Consider the following 18,740-nt stretch of genomic DNA (forward strand, 5'->3'; position numbering starts at 1 on the left):
CACGGATAGACAGGCACGGAGACGCCTACTCGTGACGCTCCGTGTGCTCGCTCACTGCCCGGCCACGACACTGTCCCTGTTGCCCACCCCACCCCGGCCATGCGCTCCCGTCAGCGAGCACACACCGCCCCAGACTTCGACCCGTACGCTGGAGGCATGACGCAGACAGCAGGCCGCCGGGACGCCGTCAACTGGCAGCTCGCTGCCTCTCGCGCCGCCGCGATCGTGCCGGCCGGTCCGCGCGTCGACCGGGAGACGCTGGCGGATTTCGTCGCCGAACTGCGCACCTGCGCCGCGGAGGCACCTGCGCACGTCGGAGCGGTGACCGGCCTGCTCGAGCCGGCCCTGCAGGCTGGCGCCGGCCCGGTCTACGTGGTGGATCGGCCACGGTGGGCCGCCGCGAATATCGCCATGCTGCAGGGCACGGTGGGCGATGTACTGCCCCGCCCGTCCGCGATGTGGGGTGACCGCTTTGCAGGTGAGGAACTGGGAGCTCTTCTGGCGCTCTTGTCGGCGAAGGTGCTGGGCCAGTACGACCCGTTCACAGGGCGGCTCGTGCTGGTGGCCCCCAACATCCTCCACGTCCACCGCGATATCGGTGCCGATCGGCGCGACTTCAGTATGTGGGTGTGCCTGCACGAGCAAACGCATGCACTCCAGTTCGCCGCCGCCCCCTGGCTCGCCGACCACATGCGCAGCACCATGCGCTCCCTCATGACCACCGTCTCCGACGCCGAGAACGGTGGCCGACGCCTCCAGGACCTCCTGCGTGCCCTCCCGGGAGTGATCACCGGCGAACGCAAGGACGCACCCGCCGGCGCACTCCTGGATGCCGTCCTCACCGAGGACGAACGCGACGCCGTCGAGGAGTCGGTGGCAGTGATGTCCCTGCTGGAAGGCCACGCAGACGTGGTGATGGACGCCGTCGGGAAGCGTGTGGTGCCCTCGGTGAAGAAGATCCGCAAAGCCTTCGAGAAGCGGCGCGACGGGACAGGCCCGCTCGACCTGCTGCTACGCCGCCTGCTCGGGCTCGACGCCAAGCTCGCGCAGTACCGCAATGGTGCAGTGTTCGTGCGTGCCGTCGTGGACCAGGTCGGGCACGAGGGCTTCAATGCTGTCTGGGCCGCCCCGGAACACCTGCCCCGGCCAGGTGAGATCGCCGACCCGGCGGCCTGGGTGCGGCGCGTGCACGGCTGATGCCCGGACCAGCGGCCCCGGTCGCCCGGCTGCGGCACACCACCCGCACGTTCCTCGCCGAACGACTCACCGCCGGTGACCTGGCGCGAGGTGACCTGATTCTGGTGGCCTGCTCGGGTGGGCCCGACTCCCTGGCTCTCGCGGCCGTCGTGGCCTTCGTGGCGCCGCGGCTCGGCCTCCGGGCTGGTGCCTGCGTCGTCGATCACCAGTTGCAGCCAGGCAGCGCCACGGCTGCGGCCACGGCCCGTCAGCGCTGTGACGAGCTGGGCCTCGACCCTGCCGAGGTGCTCACCGTCACGGTCACCGCCGGTGGACAAGGCCCCGAGGCCACTGCCCGGGACGCCCGCTATCAGGCGCTCAGCGAGGCTGCCGACCGACAGGGCGCGCGAGCGGTGCTGCTCGGTCATACTGCCGACGACCAGGCCGAGACCGTCCTGCTGGCGCTCGCACGCGGGTCCGGCACCCGCTCGCTGGCGGGGATGGCCACCGTCCGTGGACGGTTCTGGCGCCCACTCCTGACGGCGTCACGCGCCGACACCCACGACGCGTGCGCCTCGCTCGGCCTGCCGGTCTGGCACGACCCCACCAACGCCGTCGACGGTCCGTGGCGTACGGCCGACGGGCGCCCCCTGCCCCGGGCATCGGTGCGGCACCGGGTGCTGCCTGCTCTCACCGAGGCACTCGGTCCCGGTGTGCGCGCCGGCCTGGTGCGCACGGCGCGCCTCGCGCGCGAGGACTCCGACCTGCTGGACCGGCTCGCCGCCGAACAGTACGAACTCCTCGAGGCGAGGCATCCCGACGACGGAAGGGACGTCGTCGTGGACGCACGCCGGATTGGTGAACTCCCTACCGCGCTCAGACTGCGAGTGCTGCGCAGACTGGCGCTGGATGCCGGCGCACCCTCCGGGGTGCTGGGGCAGGTGCACATCGATGCGATCGATGCACTCGTCACCGCGTGGTCCGGGCAAGGTCCCGCTCAGCTGCCGGGCGGCATCACCGTCGCCCGGACCTGTGGCAGGCTTGTGCTGAGCGCAGGCCCGTCTGGTCCTGAATGAGAGCGGCGAACATCAGGGAGAGTGGAGTGGACGCGACCGACATGGGCTCTGACCTCAAGGAGGTCCTGCTCACTGAGGAGCAGATCGGCTCCACACTCGACCGGATGGCGGCCCAGATCGACGCCGACTACCAGGGCAAGGAGATCCTCCTCGTCGGCGTCCTCAAAGGCGCGGTGATGGTCATGGCCGACCTCTCCCGGCGGCTGCACACGAACCTGACGATGGACTGGATGGCCGTCTCCTCCTACGGGTCGGGCACCAAGTCCTCCGGCGTGGTGCGCATTCTCAAGGACCTTGATACCGACATCGACGGCAAGCACGTGCTCATCGCCGAGGACATCATCGACTCCGGGCTCACCCTCTCCTGGCTGCTCGCCAACCTGCGCAGCCGCAACCCCGCGTCCGTGAAGGTGGCCACACTCCTGCGTAAGCCCGACGCCGCGAAGGTCGAGGTGGACGTCGCCTATGTTGGCGTCGACGTGCCCAGCGAATTCGTCGTCGGCTACGGCCTGGACTACGACGGCCGGTATCGCAACCTGCCGTTCGTGGGAACCCTCGCCGAGCACGTCTATCAGCGCTGAGCGCATGGTCGGCGGTACTGCCATAGGCGAACATGTGCACGAGCACTCGATCTGGTCGTATAGCGTCACCCGGTAGAACTGCTAGCAGGAGGGACCGGGGCTCGGCCCCATAGGTGCGATGAACGTGAAGAAGCTGCTGCGTGGGCCGCTGATCTGGATCCTCATCCCGATCATCGTGATCGTCGTGAGTTTTCAGCTCCTCGGTGGTGGTGGCGTACGCCAGATCGACACCTCCGTGGGCCTGGAACTGCTCGAGGGCGACACGGTTGAGCAGGTCGAGATCACCGACGGTCACCAGCGTGTCAACCTGACGCTGAGCGAGCCCTACGTCGGCGAGGACGACACCGACTACGGCACCGATGTGGAGTTCTACTACGTCGCTCCCCAGGCCGAGACCGTGGCTGAAGCGGTCGCCGCTGCGGAGCCGGAGGGCGGGTACAACTCGGTCGTCCCGCAGACGCCCTGGTGGTCCAGTCTGCTGATGACCCTGCTCACCGTGCTGCTGCTGGTGGGTGTGTTCTGGTTCATCCTCTCCCGCATGCAGGGCGGGAACTCCCGGATGATGAACTTCGGCAAGTCGAAGGCCAAGCAGGTCTCCAAGGAGACCCCGTCCGTCACCTTCTCCGACGTGGCCGGTGCCGACGAAGCCGTCGAAGAGCTGCACGAGATCAAGGATTTCCTCGCCGACTCCTCCCGGTTCCAGGCCGTCGGGGCGAAGATCCCCAAGGGTGTGCTCCTGTACGGCCCGCCCGGAACGGGTAAGACGCTGCTGGCCCGATCCGTGGCCGGCGAAGCCGGAGTGCCGTTCTACTCCATCTCCGGATCCGACTTCGTCGAGATGTTCGTCGGCGTTGGTGCCTCACGTGTGCGTGACCTGTTCGAGCAGGCCAAGGCCAACGCCCCGGCCATCATTTTCGTGGACGAGATCGACGCCGTCGGCCGCCAGCGTGGCGCGGGCCTCGGCGGCGGGCACGACGAACGTGAGCAGACCCTGAACCAGCTCCTGGTGGAGATGGACGGCTTCGACGTCAACACCAACGTCATCCTCATCGCTGCGACGAACCGGCCGGACATCCTCGACCCGGCGCTGCTGCGTCCGGGGCGCTTCGACCGGCAGATCGCCGTCGAATCGCCCGACCTGAAGGGCCGCGAAGCGATCCTGGCCGTGCACGCCACGGGGAAGCCGATGGCGCCGGATGTCGACCTGCACGCCATCGCCAAGCGCACCCCGGGATTCACCGGTGCCGACCTGGCGAACGCCCTGAACGAGGCAGCACTCCTGACCGCCCGCACCAACGGCACCGTCATCGGCAACACCGAGCTCGACGAGGCCATCGACCGCGTCGTGGCCGGGCCACAGAAGAAGACCCGGGTGATGAACGAGAAGGAACGCAAGGTCACCGCCTACCACGAGGGCGGTCACGCGCTGGTGGCGGCGGCCCTGCGTTACACCGACCCGGTCACGAAGGTCACGATCCTCCCGCGCGGCCGGGCGCTCGGCTACACGATGGTGATGCCCAGTGAGGATCGGTACTCCACCACCCGCAACGAACTGCTCGACCAGCTCGCCTACGCGATGGGCGGCCGGGTAGCCGAGGAGATCGTCTTCCACGACCCCACCACGGGTGCCTCCAACGACATCGAGAAGGCCACAGCGACGGCCCGCAAGATGGTCAAGGAGTATGGGATGAGCGAGCGGGTCGGCGCGATCCGGCTCGGCACTGCCGACTCCGAGGTCTTCCTCGGCCGTGACATGGGACACCAGCGCGAGTTCTCCGAGGACGTCGCCGGGCTGGTGGACGAGGAGGTGCGCCGCCTCATCGAGAGTGCCCACGATGAGGCATGGGCGGTGTTGACCGAGTACCGGCACGTGCTTGACGCGCTCGCCCTGGCGCTGCTGGAGCGGGAGACGCTCAACCAGGCCGAGCTCGCCGAGGTCTTCTCCCCGGTCATCAAGCGCGACCCTCGACCGGTCTGGCTCTCCAGCCAGGAACGGACAGTCAGCCACATCCCTCCGGTGCAGACGCCCCTGGAGATCTCCCGCGGCGAGGAGCAGATGCCTCCCCAGGACGAGGTCGCCGCTGCTGGTGAGGACGGGCTGCCGGGTGCCACGGCCCCGACGCCTCCCGAGGGGGACCGGTGACCGACGGGGCCAGTTCTCCCCGCCCGGTGCGCCCGTATGACCCCGCGGGCGTGGAACGTGCCGTACGTGACCTGCTGGTCGCCGTCGGGGAGGACCCCGAACGCGAAGGACTGCAGGACACTCCCGCGCGGCTCGCCAAGGCGTATCAGGAGATCTTCGCCGGCTTGCGCCAACGCCCCGAGGAAGTCGTCCAGACCTTCTTCGACATCGACCACGAAGAGATGGTGCTCGTCCGCGACATCGAGGTGTACTCCACCTGCGAGCACCACTTGCTGCCCTTCCACGGGGTGGCGCACGTGGGCTACATCCCCTCCGAGGACGGCACCGTGACCGGGCTGAGCAAGCTCGCCCGGTTGGTGGACGTCTACGCCAAGCGCCCTCAGGTGCAGGAACGACTGACCACCCAGGTGGCCGACGCGCTGGTCGAACTGCTGGATGCGCGCGGCGTGATCGTCGTCGTGGAGTGCGAGCACCTGTGCATGTCGATGCGGGGGGTGCGCAAACCGGGCTCGCGTACCGTGACCTCGGCGGTGCGGGGGCTCATGCGCCAGACGGCGACCCGGGCTGAGGCGATGAGCCTCATCGCACGAGGCTGACGCTCGACGTGGGTAGGGTGGCCCGCGTGAGGGACGAGCTGCACCCGGACGAAGGGTCACGCACGCTCGTCATGGGCGTCGTCAACGTCACCCCGGACTCCTTCAGCGACGGCGGGCAGTGGTTCGAACCCGACGTCGCCGTCGCGCACGGCCGCCACCTGCTTGCTCAGGGTGCCGACATCGTCGATGTGGGCGGCGAGTCCACCCGGCCCGGTGCGGAGCGAGTGAGCCTGGAGGAGGAACTCGGCCGCGTACTCCCGGTGGTCACCGTGCTCGCCGGGGCGGGCGCCGTGGTCAGCGTCGACACGATGCGCGCGGAGGTGGCCGCCCATGCGCTCGCTGCGGGTGCACAGGTGATCAACGACGTGTCCGGCGGCCGCGCCGACCCGGAGATCGCGACCGTGGTTGCCGAGTCCGGGTGCCGGTATGTGCTCTCCCACTGGCGCGGGCACTCCGAGTTCATGAACGACCTGGCCGAGTACGACGACGTGATCACCGAGGTGTGCACCGAGCTTCTCACCCAGGTCGAGGCCGTCCGCTCCGCAGGTGTGGGCGACCATCAGCTCGTGCTCGACCCCGGGCTGGGGTTCGCCAAGGAAGGCGGGCACAACTGGGAACTGCTCGCCGGAGTGGACGACCTGATGTCACTGGGCTACCCGGTCCTGATCGGCGCATCCCGCAAGCGCTTCCTGGGTGAGCTTCTCCAGGCCGCCGGCTCGGAGTCCCTGCCCGCGTTCCGCGACCGTGCCACTGCCGCCGTCACGGCCCTGGTGGCGGCGCGAGGGGTGTGGGGGGTGCGGGTGCATGACGTGACCGGGTCCGTGGACGCCGTTCGAGTGGCCCAGGCCTGGCGCGCGGCCGAGAATGGGCGGCAACGAGCACCCGAGGAAGCGGACGGCGCACAGAAGGGGTCGCAATGACAGGCACCGAGGCAGCCCTCGACGAGATCCGCCTTCTGGGCGTCGGCGGGGTAGGCAGGCACGGGGTGTTCCCGGAGGAACGACGCGAGGGGCAGACCTTCCTCGTCGATGTGGTCATGGCGGTGGATACCCGTGCTGCGGCCGCCTCGGACGACCTCGCCAGCACCGTGGACTACGCAGCGGCGGCGCGGGAGATCGTCGACTTCATCGAGGGTGAGCCGGTCAACCTCATCGAGACGCTCGCGAACCGGATCGCCGAGGCGATGCTCTCCCGCACGGGTGTGCGGTCGGTGGACGTGACGGTCCACAAACCAGAGGCTCCCGTGGGCGTGCCGTATTCCGACGTCCAGGTGCACGTGCGGCGTTCTACCGACCGCCAGGACGCTGACGCCCCTGCGCCCGAGCCTGCCATTGCCAGAGCGGAGCCCGCCCCTGCCAGGGCGGAGCCGGAGCACGCCCAGCCGGATCTGGACGCCGCTCCTGAGCAGCCCGTGCCGGTCGTGCTTGCCCTCGGAGGGAACGTCGGCGACGTGCGCACCACCTTGCGTGGTGTGATCGCCGACCTCACCACGACCGATGGGCTCACGGTGGAGGAGATCTCACCGCTCGCGCGTACCTCGGCGGTTCTGCAGCCCGACGCGGTCGCACAGCCGGACTATCTCAACGCCGTCGTGCTCGCCACCACCACCCTCGCCCCACGTGAGCTCCTCGATCTCGCGCACCACCTCGAGGGAACATACGGACGGCAGCGCACGCAGCGATGGGGCGAGCGGACCCTCGACGTCGACCTGATCGTCTACGGCACGCTCACCTCGACCGATCCGGAACTCACTCTGCCGCACCCCCGCGCGAACGAGCGAGCCTTCGTGCTCGTGCCGTGGGCGCAGGCTGACCCGGACGCTTTCCTGCCGGGTCTGGGTGGCGGGCCAGTGGCCGCCCTTGCCGAGACCGCTCCCGATCGGGCCGGTGTGCGGTGGCTCGCGCTGGACTGGCTGGAGGATCCCGCGCCCCGCCCGGCGCCGGCCGCCGCCGTCTCCCCGTCCTCGCCACCTTCTCCCCCTGACGGCGTCCCTCACCTCCCGCAGGAGGCTCCTGCTGAGCCGGAGGACGACGTCGAGGAGGAGAATCTGGAAGACCTGGAGCTGCTCGCCCACGGGGACGAGGACTCCAGCGAGGCGGCTGAACCCGAGTCCGACGACCTGCTGCCGTGGGTGCGCAACCAACCCGCCGACGAGGCGCCGATCGCGCCCCGTTGGCAGCCGCTGCACCGGGACGAATGATCGCCACCCTGCGCTGGCCCACCCTCGGTGCCGTCACGGTGGTCGCCGGGACGGTCAGCATCGTCGCCTTGCGGTGGTGGACCACTCGCGGCAATGTCCCCCCGGACGTGCCGGTCCTGCTGGCCGGTGTGCTTGCCGCGATCGCTGCCTTGGTCCTGGTGCTCGGGATCCGGGTGCGGCGAGCGGTGGCGGACGCCCGCTTGGACGACCCGGTTGGTGCAGCGCGAGTGCTCGCACTGGGCCAGGCCGCCGCGGTGACGGCGGCCATCCACGTCGGATACCTCCTCGCCCAACTGGCGATGATCCTGCCTCGGCTGACGGCCCCGGAACCGCGCGAACAGTTGCTGCGCGTCGTCCTGGCGCTCCTGGCAGCGGGAGCGCTCGGTGTCGCCGGCATGGTGACCCAGTGGTGCTGCCGTGTGCCGGACGACGGTGACGAGGGTCAGGGGCGAGACGACGAGGACGACGCCGCGGCTGCGTGAGACCCGCCGTCGGTGCTGGGCGATGCGGTGACCGTCAGATCCACCGCACCGACCCCGGGCAGGGCTTGGCGCAACGCCTCCTCGGCGCGGGAGGTGACGTCGTCGGAGGTCGCCACCGTGGTCTCGGCCGGTAGCCGTAGCTGTGCCTGGACGGCGAGCCGGTGTCCGGTCCAGCGCAGCCGGAGGCGGCCGACGCCGGCAATGGTGGGGTCCGTGCCAAGGGTCGCCAGAGCGCGCTCGTACAGACCTGGATCGACGCCGTCGAGAAGGCGCCGGCCGACATCGCGGGCCGTGCTCCACAGCAGGACGAGGATCGCGGCGGTGATCACCAACCCGATGATCGGGTCAGCGAGCGGGAAGCCGGCCCACACTCCGATGACGCCCAGTACGACGGCCAGTGAGGTGAATCCGTCAGTCCGTGCGTGCATACCGTCGGCGACCAGAGCAGCCGACCCGATCCGCCGTCCCACCCGGATGCGGTAGAGGGCCACCAGCTCGTTCCCCGCGAAGCCGATCACCCCGGCAGCGAGCACCCAGCCGAGGTGCTCCAGGGGCTGCGGCTGAGTGAGCCGGCGGATCGACTCCACCCCTGCCACGACGGCAGAGAGCGCGATCATCGCCACGATGAACGCCCCGGCCAGATCCTCCGCACGCCCGTATCCATGGCTGTAGCGGGCACTGGGCGCCCGGCGCGAGAGCGCGAACGCGATCCACAGCGGGATGGCCGTCAGGGCATCCGAGAAGTTGTGGATCGTGTCGGCCAGCAGTGCCACCGACCCGCTCACGGCCACCACGGCCAGCTGAGCCAGCGCGGTCACGCCGAGGATGATCAGACTGGTGCGGACCGCGCGGATTCCCTCGGTACTCGCGGCGAGCGCGTCATCGATCGAGTCGGCGACATCGTGGGAGTGCGGGATCAAGAAGTGCCGGAGCCGGGCGGCGACACCGTGATGGTCGCTCATGGCCCAGTGCTCGACGGCCCCGTGCTCGGCCGATGGTGAGCCGGGTGCTCCTCGAGGGCGTGCTGAGCCTGGAACACCGCCTGTGTGACGAGGGTACGGGCGTGTTCGTCCACCAGTGAGTAGAAGACGCGGTTGCCCTCCTGTCGCGCTCGCACGATGCGGCCCCAGCGCAGTTTCGCCAGATGCTGGGAGACGGCGGTGGGCGGCTTGCCGACGGACTCCGCGAGATGGTTGACCGACATCTCCGCCTCGCGCAGGGCGAGAACGATCCGGATCCGGGTGGGGTCGGCCAGGAGTGAGAACACCTCGGCAGCCAGGTCGACGTAGGGCGAATCCACTCCGAACGTGCACGTCTGCGAATCTTCGAACACATGCAGATACTAGCACCAGTGACGAGGTCTGGTCCCAGATTGCCCGCAGCGTGAGTCACAATGGCGACCATGAGTTCCGGATCCGCGTTCGAGGTCGACGGTGCCCAGTGGCAGTCCGTCTCGCCCAAGCTCGTCCCCGTGCGCCAGATCGGTGTGGCGATCGGGCTCGGGATCCCGCTCGTTGCGTCGGTGGTGGTGGCGATCGTCACCACGCCGGTGGTGTGGGTGGCGCCGGCCGTGCTCGGCATTCTGCTCGTCTGGCTGTTGTGGCTGGTGCCGCGGCAGGTGCGTGCCATCCGGTACGCCGAGCTGGAAGACGAGCTCCTCATCCGTAAGGGAGTGCTCTTCCGGTCGATGACGGTCGTGCCCTACGGGCGGATGCAGTACGTGGACGTCGACGCCGGGCCTATCGCTCGGTCGATGGGCATCGCCCAGGTGCAACTGCACACCGCCTCCGCGCAGTCCGACGCCTCCATCCCGGGCCTGCCGGAGGCCGAGGCGGCACGCTTGCGCGATCAGCTCTCCGCCCGCGGCGAGGCCAGGTTGGCCGGCCTGTGACGTCGACGGATCACATCGACTGGCACCGTCTGCACCGCATCACGCCGGTCCTGAACGCGTGGAAGGTCGCCGCGGGGCTTTTCGCGGTCTTCGTGTGGCAGTCGGCCGACCAACTCGGTGAGCTCGACCTCGCCGTCACCACACTGCTGCTGATCGTCGCCGGGGTCATCGTGCTCGGGGCGCTGCTCGGTCTCGGCTTCTCCGCCCTGGCGTGGTCACGTACCAAGTACGGCATCACCGAGGACAGCATCTTTCTCCACTCCGGCGTGCTGTTCCGGCAGCAGCGCCACGTGCGCCTGGACCGCCTGCAGACGGTGGACGTCACCCAACCGCTGCTGGCGCGGTTCACCGGTTTCGCGGCGCTGAAGATCGAGAGTGCCGGAGGTGCAGGCTCCAACCTGACACTGGCTTATTTGCGCGAGGACGAGGCGCAACGGCTGCGCAACGAGCTCCTCGCCCGGGCTGCCGGGGTGCGGATGGAGACCGACGAGGCCGGCGTGCAGCACGCACCGGCAGCGCCGGAGATGCACCTGTACACCCTCTCCCCGGGTCGCCTCGTCGGATCCCTTGCGCTCTCCGGCGGGATCGTCACGATGCTCGTGGCAGCCGTCGGCCTCGTGCTCATCGCCATCGTCACCGAGAACCTCTCCTCGGTGTTCGCGATGGGTGCCCCGCTGATCGGTGCCGCTGCCTACTTCTGGAGCCGGTTCGCGGGCGAGTTCTCCTTCCGGGTGGCCACCTCGCCCGACGGCATCCGCATCCGTCAAGGTCTGCTCGAGTCCAAGGCTCGCACCGTCCCGCCCGGCCGGGTCCAGGCCATCCGGCTGGCCCAGCCGCCGCTGTGGCGGTTCAAGGGCTGGTGGCGGATCACTGTCAACATCGCCGGTTACGGAGCGGAGGAGACCACCGGTACCGTGCTCTTCCCGGTGGCCACCGAGGCCGAGGCGGCACATCTGCTCTCTCTCGTTCACCCCGATCTCGGGGACGAGCGGCCGCTGGAGGTCCTCCGCGCCGGCCTGACCGGGGACGGTGACGAGGAGGGTTTCCAGCACACCCCTGCGCGGGCGTGGTGGCTGGATCCCCTCACTTGGCGGCGCACCGGGATGCGTATGACTGGCACGGCTGTGCTGCTGCGCACCGGCCGGTGGTGGCGTTCTCTCGTTCTCGTCCCGCACGAGCGCATCCAGTCGCTCGGCGTCGCTCAAGGGCCGTGGGAGCGCAAGCTCGACCTGATGACCTTCTCGATCCACTCCACGCCCGGCCCCGTCACGCCGACGGTGCACCACCAGGACGCCGAGGCGACCAGTCTTCTGCTGGCTGAGATGACCCGTCGCGCCCGGAACGCTCGCCGCAGCGCCGGCCCCGAGCGCTGGATGACGCCGACCGAGGAGGGATCCGGGGCGCTGCACGAGGGTCGCGGCTTCGGCGGCGTTCTCCCGTCCCGCGTGGTCAGTTCTGCCGGGGTCCTCCCGGCCTCGCCTCGGGCCCTGACGGATGATCCTGGGAGAATGGCCACGTGAGCTCCCGTCCTGGCCGCCTCGGTGTCGGCATCGTCGGAGCCGGGCGCGTGGGGGCGGTACTGGCGAGCGCGCTGCGGGCCACCGGCCACGCCGTCGTGGGGGCCAGTGGTGCATCCGAGGAGACGCGCGAGCGGATCGAGGTGCTCCTGCCGAACGTTCCGGTGCTCGACGTGCGCGATGTCGTAGAGCGCAGCGAGCTGGTGCTGCTCACCGTTCCCGACGACGTCCTGGGCGACCTCGTCGCGGGCCTCGCCCGGCTGGGTGCCTTCCAGCCTGGGCAACTCGTGGTGCATACTGCCGGCCGGTACGGCGTCGGTGTCCTGGCCCCGGCGCGGGCTTGCGGTGCGATCCCGCTCGCGATCCACCCGGCGATGACGTTCACCGGCACCAGCGTCGACCTGAGCAGACTGGATGGGCTGCCCTTCGCAGTGACCGCCGACCCGCCGGTGCTGCCCATCGCCCAGGCTCTCGTGGTCGAGCTCGGGGGAGAGCCAATCGTCTTGCCGGAGGAGGCGCGTGCGCTCTACCACGCGGCTCTAGCGCACGGGGCCAACCACCTGGTCACCCTGACGAGCCAAGCGATGCGGGTGCTGACGGCCGCCGGGGTGAGTGATGCGGGAAGGCTGCTCACGCCGCTGCTCTCGGCAGCCCTCGACGGCGCACTGCGCGGTGGCGAAGTCACACTCACCGGGCCGGTGGCGCGCGGAGACTCCGGCACGGTGGCCGAGCACCTGGCGGCGCTCGCGGGGATCGTGGCGGCCGATCCCACGCTGGTGGACGTCCCGGAGACCTATGTCGCCCTCGCGCGGGCGACGGTGCAACGCACACTGGCGGGTCGGCGCATCTCCGAGCCGGCCGCCACGCGACTGCTCGACGTCCTGGACCCGGTGACAGATCCGGCGACGGACCACGAGGTGGAGGGCGGGAGCGGAACCGAGGTCGTCAGGACGGTGGCGCAGCTACGGCAGCGACGGGAATCGTGGAACCAGCCGGTCGCCGTCGTGATGACGATGGGTGCCCTGCACGAGGGGCACCTGGAGCTGGTGCGTGTGGCGCGAACACTCGCCCCCCGAGTGATCGTGACCATCTTCGTGAACCCGTTGCAGTTCGGCGCGGGTGAGGACCTGGATGCCTACCCGCGCACTCTCGACGCCGACGTCGAGGTGCTGCGTCAGGAGGGGGTGGACCTGGTCTTCGCCCCTCCGGAGTCCGAGATGTACCCCGACGGCGCACCTCAGGTCACGATGACGGCCGGCCACATGGGGGAGGTGCTGGAGGGAGCCGACCGCCCGGGCCACTTCGACGGCATGCTCACCGTGGTGGGCAAGCTGTTGCACCTGACCCGTGCGGACATTGCGATGTTCGGGCAGAAGGATGCCCAGCAGCTGGCACTCGTACGGCGAATGGTCTCCGACCAGAACATCCCGGTGCGGATCGAGGCAGTACCGATCGTGCGCGAGCCGGATGGACTGGCGATGTCCAGCCGCAACGCCTACCTGGACGAGGCGGAACGCGCTGCGGCACTGGTGCTCTCGCGGGCGGTGGCTGCCGGTGCGCAGGCCGCGGCCGACGGGAGTACCGTGGACGACGTGCTCGCGGCGGCTCAGCGCATACTGGACGAACGGGACCGGGATCTGGTTCGCCCCTCGTACCTGGAGCTCGTGGACGAACACACGATGACCGCGTGGGGTGAGCGGCACCCTGACGGGCGATCACCGAGCAGGGCCCTACTCGTCGTGGCGGCCCGGGTGGGCGCGACGCGTCTGATCGATAACGCGGTGGTCTCCTGGCCACTGCAGGAAGAGGCACGATGACCGGGATGCTGAGGCCGATGATGGTGGGCAAGATCCACCGCGCCACGGTGACGCAGGCCGATCTGAACTATGTGGGATCGATCACGGTCGACGCCGAGCTGCTTGAGGCTGCCGACCTGCCCGAAGGGCACCAGGTCGACGTGGTCGACATCACGAACGGATCCCGGCTGACGACGTACGTGATCGCCGGTGAGCGAGGGGCCGGGCAGATCTGCATCAACGGCGCGGCCGCGCACCTCGTGCACCCTGGCGACCTGGTGATCATCATCGCCTACGGGCTGATGCCCGATGCCGAGGCCCGCACCTATGCCCCTCCGGTGGTGCACGTGGATGCGCAGAACAAGATCCGCTCTCTCGGTCATGATCCGGGAGCGGTCGGACCGGGCAGTGGTCTGGCCACGGCCGCCGTCCCGTGGCACTCGAGCACGTCGTTACGATGACCGGGTGAACACCGAGAACTCGCCCCAGCAGCCCCCGGCAACGGACGTCGACGTCCCCGAGCAGGTGCGGGTGCGGCTGGAGAAGCGGGCCCGGATCCTCGACGAGGGCGGTCAGGCCTACCCCGTCTCAGTGCCGGTCACCCACACGATCGCGGCGATCCGCGAGGCCTATGACGGCACGCTGGAGGCTGGGGAAGAGACTCAGGACGTGGTCGGCGTCGCCGGGCGCGTGGTGTTCCAGCGCAACACCGGCAAACTGTGTTTTGCGACCTTGCAGGACGGTGAGGGCCGCACCCTGCAGGTGATGCTCTCCCAGCGCGAGGTCGGGGCCGACTCCCTGGCCGCGTTCAAGGCCGATGTCGATCTCGGTGACCACCTCTTCGCTCACGGACGCGTGATCGTTTCCCGCACGGGGGAACTCTCGGTCTTCGCTGATGACTGGCGGCTTGCCGCCAAGGCGATCCGACCCCTGCCGGTGCTGCACAAGGAGAGCTCGGAGGAGAACCGCGTGCGGCGCCGTCACGTCGATCTGATCGCCCGCCCGGCGGCGCGCGAGATGGTGCGCACCCGGGCGGCCGTGATGCGATCCTTGCGGGAGTCCTTTCACCAGCGGGACTTCCTCGAGATCGAGACTCCGATGCTGCAGACGATGCACGGAGGGGCCAGTGCGCGCCCATTCGTCACGCACATGAATGCCTACGACATCGATCTGTACCTGCGGATCGCACCGGAACTGTTCCTCAAGCGAGCCGTGGTCGGTGGAGTGGAGCGGGTCTTCGAGATCAATCGGAACTTCCGCAACGAAGGTGCCGATTCTTCACATTCGCCCGAGTTTGCGATGCTCGAGGCGTATGAGGCCTATGGCGATTACAACACCATGGCCACCTTGACCCAGGATCTCGTCGTCACCGCCGCTCGGGACGCCCTCGGAACGACGGTCGTCACCTTGCCCGACGGTAGCGAGTACGACCTCGGGGGAGAGTGGAAAGACATCCAGCTCTACCCTTCACTCTCGGACGCTTGCGGCGAAGAGATCACCCCGCACACGCCACTGGCCCATCTGCTCACATTGGCGGAGCGGGCCGACATCTCCCTCGACGAGAAGACCGCCACCCCGGGCAAGGTCGTCGAAGAGCTCTGGGAGCACTTTGTCGGCGACGATCTATATGCGCCGACGTTCGTGCGTGACTTTCCGCTTGATACCTCTCCGCTCACGCGCGCCCACCGCTCGCAGGAGGGTGTGGTGGAGAAATGGGACCTCTACGTGCGCGGATTCGAGCTCGCCACGGCATACTCCGAGCTGGTCGACCCTGTGGTGCAGCGGGAACGGTTCGAACAGCAGGCTCGGCTGGCTGCCCGTGGCGATGCTGAGGCGATGCAGGTGGACGAGGAGTTCCTGCAGGCGATGGAACACGGAATGCCCCCGTCGGGCGGTATGGGAATGGGGATCGATCGGCTCCTGATGGCTCTGACGGGTCACGGTATACGTGAGACGATCACCTTCCCGCTGGTCAAGCCGCGATCATGACCGCCGGCGATCTCGTCGCAGCTATTGCGCCTTCCCTCGGGCTCGCAGTGCTGTTCACGATCGTCATTCGGGCGATCGTGCAGGCAGATCGAAGAGAGCGACGAGCGCAGGCGCGCCTCGAGCAGGAACGAGCCGACCGAGAGCCAGGGGAATCTCACCCGGAAAACTTTTGACATCAATGCCATCGTCGTGCGATTCTTTCAGGGAAAGGCGAATATCGCGCGTTCGAAAGGAATGTTGACATGGCACAGAAGGTACGCGTGCTCCTCATCGATGACATCGATGGTTCGGACGCCGAAGAGACGGTCACGTTCGCGCTCGATGGGGTGACCTACGAGATCGACCTCAATGCCAAGAATGCAGCGAAGCTGCGTGATGATCTGGCGCCGTGGGTCGGCTCCGCCCGTCGCTCAGGTGGACGTAAGGTCTCCGGCCGGAAGGTTGGCGGATCGCGCTCGGGCAGCTCTGATGCCCAGAAGATCCGTGAATGGGCCAAGGCGAATGGTTACCAGGTGAGCGACCGTGGCCGGGTCTCGGCCGAGATTCGTGAGGCGTACGCCAAGGCGCACTGACCCGCATCTCATTGCACGTCATGGCATCCCACTGTGCGTATGGTGGGGTGCCATGACTGTATCGAGGCCATCATGAGCGTGAATCATCTCCTGGGTACCAATGGAACTGGTCCTGGCCACGGGATCTGGCGGGTGAGTGCGACAGACCTGTCCAGCTGGTCGCAGGCGGTCCCTGAGCTCGTCGCCGAGGCACCTGCCCCGACCTACCTCGCGATCCATCCTTCGGCCGAGCGGGTCTACGCCGTCGGTGAAGGAGCGGACGGAACAGTGGCGTCCTTCGATATCCGCGCCGACTGTTCACTGCGTCGGACGGCGCGGGTCGCGACCGGTGGTTCCTCGGCCTGCCATGTGCTCGTGCACCCGTGGGGTCAGTGGCTCTATGTGGCGAACTACGGCAACGGGGTTGCCTGTGCAGTCCGGCTGGACGAGGCCGGCGACGTCACCGACGAGGTCATCCTGTTGCCTCACCAGGGCAGCGGCCCGGTGTCGGATCGCCAGGATCACCCCCACGCACACTTCTGCGCGCTCAGCGAGGGCGGTGGCTGGCTGCTCGTCGCCGATCTGGGCACCGATCACCTCCGTGCCTACCCGCTCGAGAACGGTCGACCCGTCGAGCCCCCCGTCCTGACCGAGCTGCCCGCTGGCTGCGGCCCCCGGCATGTGGCCAGCCGGGCCGGCTACCTCTATGTGGCCGGTGAGCTCAGTGGTGAGGTCCTCACCCTGTCCTGGGACGAAGGGACTGGGCAAGGCCAGGTGCTGCACCAGGAGGCGGCATCCGGTGCCGAGGGCCTGCACCAGCTCTCCCACATCGAACGTCGCGGAAACTTCCTCTACGTCGGCGTGCGTGGCACCGATACGCTCTCAACTCTGGAGATTGCCGCCGACGGGGCCTCGGTGCGCCGCGTTGCGGAGGTTTCCACGGCCGCCTGGCCACGTCATCATGCGGTCACCGAGGACGCTGTGATCGTGGCGGGCCAGCACGCCGATCAGCTGGCGGTCCATCCACTGGTCGACGGCATCCCCGCGGAGATCGTCACTGAGCTGGAGCTGCCTGCTCCGATGTGCGTCCTCCCACTGTGACGACACCGGTGTAGGTACGGCAGACTGGAACCATGACCTACACCCTGGTACTGCTCCGCCACGGCGAGAGCGAATGGAACGCCAAGAACCTGTTCACCGGCTGGGTCGACGTGCCCCTCTCCGAGAAGGGCATCGAAGAGGCCCGGCGCGGAGGGCGGCTGCTCACCGACGCCGGTGTGCTGCCCGATGTGCTGCACACCTCGCTCCTTCGTCGCGCGATCACCACAGCGAATCTCGCCCTCGACGCCGCCGACCGCCACTGGATCCCGGTCAAGCGCTCCTGGCGGCTGAACGAGCGCCACTACGGGGCCCTGCAGGGCAAGGACAAGAAGCAGATTCGTGACGAGTTCGGTGAAGAGCAGTTCATGACCTGGCGCCGCTCCTACGACGTGCCGCCGCCATCCATCGAGCACGGGTCGGAGTACTCCCAGGACGCTGACCCGAGGTATGCCGGCGAGCCGATTCCGGACACCGAGTGCCTCAAGGACGTGCTCGCGCGCGCCCTGCCGTACTGGGAGTCCGAGGTGGTGCCCGACCTGAAGGAGGGCAAGGTGGTGCTCGTGGCGGCGCACGGCAACTCCCTGCGGGCCATCATCAAGCACCTCGACGGAATCGACGACGAGACGATCGCCGGCCTGAACGTCCCCACCGGTATCCCGCTGCTCTATGAGCTCGACGAGGAACTGCGCCCCCTGAACCCGGGCGGCCGCTACCTCGACCCGGAGGCGGCCAAGGAAGCCATCGCGGCCGTGGCCAATCAGGGGCGCTGACCGAACCTTCAGCACGCACACAACGACGACGGCGCCCACCTCGCGGGAGGTGGGCGCCGTCGTCGTTCTTGCGGAGCGTGTCCAGCCGGGCCGGTCAGTCTGAGGACACGCCGTCCAGATCACCCGTCACGAGGTAGGAGATGCGCTGTGCGACCGAGACGGCGTGGTCACCGAAGCGCTCGTAGAAGCGGGCCAGCAGCGTGACGTCCACCGTCTCGGTGGTCGTACCCCGCCAGTCCGGGGACAGTGTGGTCGTGAAGGTGCGCTGGTGCAGCTCGTCGAGCTGCTTGTCGTCGGACTCGATCGCGGCCGCCAGCTCGAGATCGTGGCTCTCGAGCAGGGCCACGATGTCGGTGGCGGCCCGGTTCGCCGCCTCGGCGAGGGCAGCGAATGTCTCCCGCGCCTGCTCTGGGATCGCCTGTTCTGGGTAGCGCATCCGCGTCACCTGGGCGATGTGGCGAGCGAGGTCGCCCATTCGCTCGATCGAGGCACTGATCCGCAGTCCGGAGACGATGACACGCAGGTCTGTGGCCACCGGCTGCTGCCGGGCGAGCAAGGTCACGCAGCGCTCGTCGAGCTCGGCCTCGATGGCATCGATCGCGTCATCGGCGGCGATGACCTGCTCGGCCAGCTGAAGGTCCGCGGATGCCAGCGCCGTGGAGGCATCGCGGACCCCGGCCTGGACGTGCCGGGCCATCTGCAGCAGCCCTTCACCGACCTGTTCCAGTTCCTGCTCGAAGATCGCTCGCACCGTCGTCCGTCCTCTCGTCCTGCGCCCGTCCGGGCACGTGCAGCGTCCATTCCACTACATCCGCACCCCTTACAGTCTCACGGCCGGGTGAATACCTGGTGCCGAGAAGGTGAACATCGC

Annotated in this window: 18 protein-coding genes and 2 pseudogenes; 17 read left to right on the forward strand and 3 right to left on the reverse strand. The window is 68.7% G+C overall.

The window, feature by feature from the left end:
• Nucleotides 1-156: 156 nt before the first annotated feature.
• The 8 genes from IM660_RS03630 (at nucleotide 157) to IM660_RS03665 (ending at nucleotide 8,254) form a co-directional block, all read left to right on the forward strand.
• Nucleotides 157-1,197, forward strand: coding sequence for a zinc-dependent metalloprotease (locus IM660_RS03630; protein ID WP_193498065.1), 1,041 nt, complete (start codon nucleotides 157-159; stop codon nucleotides 1,195-1,197).
• Nucleotides 1,197-2,252 carry a tRNA lysidine(34) synthetase TilS gene (gene tilS / locus IM660_RS03635; RefSeq protein WP_193498066.1) on the forward strand — a complete coding sequence of 352 codons (1,056 nt, stop codon included), beginning with the start codon at nucleotides 1,197-1,199 and terminating at the stop codon, nucleotides 2,250-2,252. Before IM660_RS03630 ends, tilS begins: the two co-directional genes overlap by 1 nt.
• A gap of 26 nt (nucleotides 2,253-2,278) precedes the next feature.
• Nucleotides 2,279-2,833, forward strand: a complete 555-nt coding sequence (gene hpt, locus IM660_RS03640; protein ID WP_193498067.1) for a hypoxanthine phosphoribosyltransferase — start codon at nucleotides 2,279-2,281, stop codon at nucleotides 2,831-2,833.
• 118 nt (nucleotides 2,834-2,951) lie between these two features.
• Entirely contained in the window at nucleotides 2,952-4,976 is a 2,025-nt protein-coding gene (ftsH, locus tag IM660_RS03645) for an ATP-dependent zinc metalloprotease FtsH (RefSeq protein WP_193498068.1), read from the forward strand.
• Nucleotides 4,973-5,572, forward strand: a complete 600-nt coding sequence (folE, locus tag IM660_RS03650) for a GTP cyclohydrolase I FolE (protein ID WP_159621171.1) — start codon at nucleotides 4,973-4,975, stop codon at nucleotides 5,570-5,572. The genes ftsH and folE overlap by 4 nt, the downstream gene beginning before the upstream one ends.
• A 71-nt stretch (nucleotides 5,573-5,643) precedes the next feature.
• On the forward strand, nucleotides 5,644-6,492 hold the full coding sequence (folP, locus tag IM660_RS03655) for a dihydropteroate synthase (RefSeq protein ID WP_193499198.1): 849 nt from the start codon (nucleotides 5,644-5,646) through the stop codon (nucleotides 6,490-6,492).
• Nucleotides 6,489-7,772, forward strand: coding sequence for a 2-amino-4-hydroxy-6-hydroxymethyldihydropteridine diphosphokinase (gene folK, locus IM660_RS03660; protein WP_193498069.1), 1,284 nt, complete (start codon nucleotides 6,489-6,491; stop codon nucleotides 7,770-7,772). The genes folP and folK overlap by 4 nt, the downstream gene beginning before the upstream one ends.
• Entirely contained in the window at nucleotides 7,769-8,254 is a 486-nt protein-coding gene (locus IM660_RS03665; protein WP_193498070.1) for a DUF3180 domain-containing protein, read from the forward strand. Before folK ends, IM660_RS03665 begins: the two co-directional genes overlap by 4 nt.
• On the opposite strand, the gene IM660_RS03670 is transcribed toward IM660_RS03665, so the two are convergent.
• Entirely contained in the window at nucleotides 8,215-9,216 is a 1,002-nt protein-coding gene (locus tag IM660_RS03670) for a cation diffusion facilitator family transporter (RefSeq protein WP_193498071.1), read from the reverse strand. The two genes, IM660_RS03665 and IM660_RS03670, sit on opposite strands and share 40 nt — an antisense overlap.
• Complete coding sequence (locus IM660_RS03675; RefSeq protein ID WP_193498072.1) at nucleotides 9,213-9,587, reverse strand: ArsR/SmtB family transcription factor; 375 nt, start codon at nucleotides 9,585-9,587, stop codon at nucleotides 9,213-9,215. The genes IM660_RS03670 and IM660_RS03675 overlap by 4 nt, the downstream gene beginning before the upstream one ends.
• Before the next feature lie 60 nt (nucleotides 9,588-9,647).
• Between IM660_RS03675 and IM660_RS03680 the strand changes: the two genes are divergently transcribed.
• The 9 genes and pseudogenes from IM660_RS03680 to IM660_RS03715 all read left to right on the forward strand — a co-directional run bounded on the left by IM660_RS03680 (nucleotide 9,648) and on the right by IM660_RS03715 (nucleotide 17,869).
• Nucleotides 9,648-10,145 carry a PH domain-containing protein gene (locus IM660_RS03680; RefSeq protein ID WP_193498073.1) on the forward strand — a complete coding sequence of 166 codons (498 nt, stop codon included), beginning with the start codon at nucleotides 9,648-9,650 and terminating at the stop codon, nucleotides 10,143-10,145.
• On the forward strand, nucleotides 10,142-11,665 hold the full coding sequence (locus IM660_RS03685; protein WP_193498074.1) for a PH domain-containing protein: 1,524 nt from the start codon (nucleotides 10,142-10,144) through the stop codon (nucleotides 11,663-11,665). Before IM660_RS03680 ends, IM660_RS03685 begins: the two co-directional genes overlap by 4 nt.
• Nucleotides 11,662-12,549, forward strand: a pseudogene (locus tag IM660_RS19730) (Rossmann-like and DUF2520 domain-containing protein); the annotation flags it as partial. The gene IM660_RS03685 and the pseudogene IM660_RS19730, both read left to right, overlap by 4 nt.
• A 66-nt stretch (nucleotides 12,550-12,615) precedes the next feature.
• A pseudogene (gene panC, locus IM660_RS19735) lies at nucleotides 12,616-13,479 on the forward strand (pantoate--beta-alanine ligase); the annotation flags it as partial.
• Nucleotides 13,476-13,919, forward strand: coding sequence for an aspartate 1-decarboxylase (panD, locus tag IM660_RS03695; protein ID WP_246465114.1), 444 nt, complete (start codon nucleotides 13,476-13,478; stop codon nucleotides 13,917-13,919). The pseudogene panC and the gene panD, both read left to right, overlap by 4 nt.
• A 4-nt stretch (nucleotides 13,920-13,923) precedes the next feature.
• Nucleotides 13,924-15,447 carry a lysine--tRNA ligase gene (gene lysS, locus IM660_RS03700; RefSeq protein ID WP_246465116.1) on the forward strand — a complete coding sequence of 508 codons (1,524 nt, stop codon included), beginning with the start codon at nucleotides 13,924-13,926 and terminating at the stop codon, nucleotides 15,445-15,447.
• Nucleotides 15,448-15,689: 242 nt separating this feature from the next.
• On the forward strand, nucleotides 15,690-16,019 hold the full coding sequence (locus IM660_RS03705; protein WP_193498077.1) for a histone-like nucleoid-structuring protein Lsr2: 330 nt from the start codon (nucleotides 15,690-15,692) through the stop codon (nucleotides 16,017-16,019).
• 72 nt (nucleotides 16,020-16,091) lie between these two features.
• Entirely contained in the window at nucleotides 16,092-17,099 is a 1,008-nt protein-coding gene (locus IM660_RS03710; RefSeq protein ID WP_193498078.1) for a lactonase family protein, read from the forward strand.
• A gap of 32 nt (nucleotides 17,100-17,131) precedes the next feature.
• Nucleotides 17,132-17,869, forward strand: coding sequence for a phosphoglyceromutase (locus tag IM660_RS03715; protein WP_193498079.1), 738 nt, complete (start codon nucleotides 17,132-17,134; stop codon nucleotides 17,867-17,869).
• A 94-nt stretch (nucleotides 17,870-17,963) separates the two neighbouring features.
• On the opposite strand, the gene phoU is transcribed toward IM660_RS03715, so the two are convergent.
• Nucleotides 17,964-18,620: a phosphate signaling complex protein PhoU gene (gene phoU, locus IM660_RS03720; protein ID WP_193498080.1), complete on the reverse strand. Its 657-nt coding sequence runs from the start codon at nucleotides 18,618-18,620 to the stop codon at nucleotides 17,964-17,966.
• Nucleotides 18,621-18,740: the final 120 nt, after the last annotated feature.

Source organism: Ruania alkalisoli, assembly GCF_014960965.1.
Taxonomy (GTDB): Bacteria; Actinomycetota; Actinomycetes; order Actinomycetales; family Beutenbergiaceae; genus Ruania; species Ruania alkalisoli.

Bases quoted from the DNA above. Each gene is read 5' to 3' on its own strand.
- IM660_RS03630 (WP_193498065.1), top strand. From the start codon at position 157: ATGACGCAGACAGCAGGCCGCCGGGACGCCGTCAACTGGCAGCTCGCT.
- tilS (WP_193498066.1), top strand. From the start codon at position 1,197: ATGCCCGGACCAGCGGCCCCGGTCGCCCGGCTGCGGCACACCACCCGC.
- ftsH (WP_193498068.1), top strand. From the start codon at position 2,952: ATGAACGTGAAGAAGCTGCTGCGTGGGCCGCTGATCTGGATCCTCATC.
- folP (WP_193499198.1), top strand. From the start codon at position 5,644: ATGGGCGTCGTCAACGTCACCCCGGACTCCTTCAGCGACGGCGGGCAG.
- folK (WP_193498069.1), top strand. From the start codon at position 6,489: ATGACAGGCACCGAGGCAGCCCTCGACGAGATCCGCCTTCTGGGCGTC.
- IM660_RS03665 (WP_193498070.1), top strand. From the start codon at position 7,769: ATGATCGCCACCCTGCGCTGGCCCACCCTCGGTGCCGTCACGGTGGTC.
- IM660_RS03670 (WP_193498071.1), bottom strand. From the start codon at position 9,216: ATGAGCGACCATCACGGTGTCGCCGCCCGGCTCCGGCACTTCTTGATC.
- IM660_RS03680 (WP_193498073.1), top strand. From the start codon at position 9,648: ATGGCGACCATGAGTTCCGGATCCGCGTTCGAGGTCGACGGTGCCCAG.
- panD (WP_246465114.1), top strand. From the start codon at position 13,476: ATGACCGGGATGCTGAGGCCGATGATGGTGGGCAAGATCCACCGCGCC.
- IM660_RS03705 (WP_193498077.1), top strand. From the start codon at position 15,690: ATGGCACAGAAGGTACGCGTGCTCCTCATCGATGACATCGATGGTTCG.
- IM660_RS03710 (WP_193498078.1), top strand. From the start codon at position 16,092: ATGAGCGTGAATCATCTCCTGGGTACCAATGGAACTGGTCCTGGCCAC.
- IM660_RS03715 (WP_193498079.1), top strand. From the start codon at position 17,132: ATGACCTACACCCTGGTACTGCTCCGCCACGGCGAGAGCGAATGGAAC.